We start from the raw sequence: 1,834 nt of genomic DNA, 5'->3' as shown, positions 1-1,834 counted from the left end.
GGGCGCAGGAGGAGCGGACGGCTGGGGAGCGCGCGCGGCTGCGGCAGCGGCTGCGGCGGCCGCCACTACTTCGGCTTTCTCGCGTTCGACGTCTTCCTTGCTTTTGACCATGACGCCAGCGGGGAGGCGGGTGACGAAGCCTTGAGGGGGGAGCGGATTGTCGGCGGTGGGGGCGGCCGTGGATTCGTCATTGCCGTCGAGGCTGGCCTGGATGGCGGCGGTGTCGTCAGCGGGCTTGGAACCGAATTCTTCGACGAGGGCCTCGGCGTTGATGTTGTCAACGGTGCTGGAAACACTCTTTACGTCGAAATTGCGCTCCTTGAGCAAGGCGAGCAGCGCCTTGTTTTCCATGCCGATTTTTTTGGCTAGTTCGTGAATACGGATGCTCATTCTGCGTTATGGGAGGCGTGGACTGGAGGAGGCGGACGTGGACTGGCGGGTGATGGTTAGCGGCGTGGGCGGGATCAGGCGGCGCTGCTGACGCGGCGGATGATTTCAGAGGCTTCGCCGGGAGTGAATCCCGATTCGGTGAGGTCTTCTTCGTCCACGCCTTCAAAGGCGGCGGGCGAGTTGATGCCGACGGCGACGAGGCGTTCGGCGAGGTTTTGGGCGATGCCGAAGGTCTGGACGAGGAGGCGGATGGCGGCGGTGCGGGGGTCGATGGTCTCGACTTTGTATTCCTCGATGTCGAGGCGCCAGCCGATGAGGCGGGAGGTGAGACGGGCGTTCTGGCCTTTGCGTCCGATGGCGAGGGCAAGGTCCTCGGCGGCGACGCGGATGAGCATGCGGTGCGATTTTTCGTCGAGGATCATCTCGCGCGGGACGGCGGGCTTGAGGGCTTCGATGACCATCTGCCGGGGTTCGGGGTGCCAGTTGACGATGTCGATTTTTTCGCCGTTGAGTTCGCGAACGATGGTTTTGACGCGTGCGCCGCGGGCGCCGACGCAGGCACCGACGGGATCGACTTTGGGGTCGGTGCTGGTGACGGCGATTTTAGTGCGGTAACCGGGTTCGCGGGCAAAGGCTTCGATTTTCACGGTGCCGTCGGCGATCTCGGCGACTTCGACTTCGAAGAGGCGGCGGACGAATTTGGGGCTGGCGCGGCTGAGGATGAGTTCGGGGCCGCGGGGAGTGCTGTCGATGGCGAGGAGGAGGCAGCGGATGCGATCGCCGGCCTGATATTCTTCGCCGGGGACTTGTTCTTTGCCGGTGAGCACGGCCTCGGCTTTGCCCAGGTCGATGAAGATGTCGTTGCGTTCACGGCGGCGGACGGTGCCAGTGATGATGTTGCCGACCATGTCCTTGTAGTCGTCGTAGATGCGGTCTTTTTCGAACTGGCGGAGTTTTTGCATGACGGCCTGGCGGGCGGTCTGCGCAGCGATGCGGCCAAGGGAGGCGGGATCGACTTCCTTTTCGATGATGTCGCCGAGGAGGGCGCCGGGCTTGATGGCCTGGGCTTTTTCGATGTGGATTTCGAGTTTCGGATCACCAACTGAGTCAACAACTTTGAGGATTTGCCAGGCGTGGAGCTGGCCGTTGCGGGGGTTGATCTCGATTTTCAGGTCCTGACCGGCACCGACGCCTTTTTGTGCGGCGGCTTTGATGGCATTGACGATCGCGGCGATCATGTCGTCGCGCGCGATGCCCTTTTCCTTCTCCATGTATTCGAGGACTGAAAGTATTTCGCTGCTCATGAGTTGTGAAAAAATAGAGAAAAAAAAGGCGGGCCGGAGGCCCACCCAAGTGAAAGTGAACGTTGTTGTGAAGCCGGACAGAGTAATGGGGCGACAAATTTTATGTCAAGTCCCCCGACCGTCCGTGTTTGGCGCGGGGA

Annotated in this window: 2 protein-coding genes; both read right to left on the bottom strand. The window is 61.7% G+C overall.

The window, feature by feature from the left end:
* Positions 1 to 390 (bottom strand): translation initiation factor IF-2 N-terminal domain-containing protein (locus OBACDRAFT_RS07225; RefSeq protein WP_043584207.1); only part of this gene is annotated, 390 nt, incomplete at its 3' end.
* A 74-nt stretch (positions 391 to 464) separates the two neighbouring features.
* On the bottom strand, positions 465 to 1,694 hold the full coding sequence (nusA, locus tag OBACDRAFT_RS07220; RefSeq protein WP_043584208.1) for a transcription termination factor NusA: 1,230 nt from the start codon (positions 1,692 to 1,694) through the stop codon (positions 465 to 467).
* Positions 1,695 to 1,834 lie beyond the last annotated feature (140 nt).

The organism is Geminisphaera colitermitum TAV2, from assembly GCF_000171235.2.
Lineage (GTDB): Bacteria > Verrucomicrobiota > Verrucomicrobiia > Opitutales > Opitutaceae > Geminisphaera > Geminisphaera colitermitum.
Note: the sequence above shows the minus strand (reverse complement) of the source record. Positions and strands in the feature narration are given on the sequence as shown.

Bases quoted from the DNA above. Each gene is read 5' to 3' on its own strand.
- nusA (WP_043584208.1), bottom strand. From the start codon at position 1,694: ATGAGCAGCGAAATACTTTCAGTCCTCGAATACATGGAGAAGGAAAAG.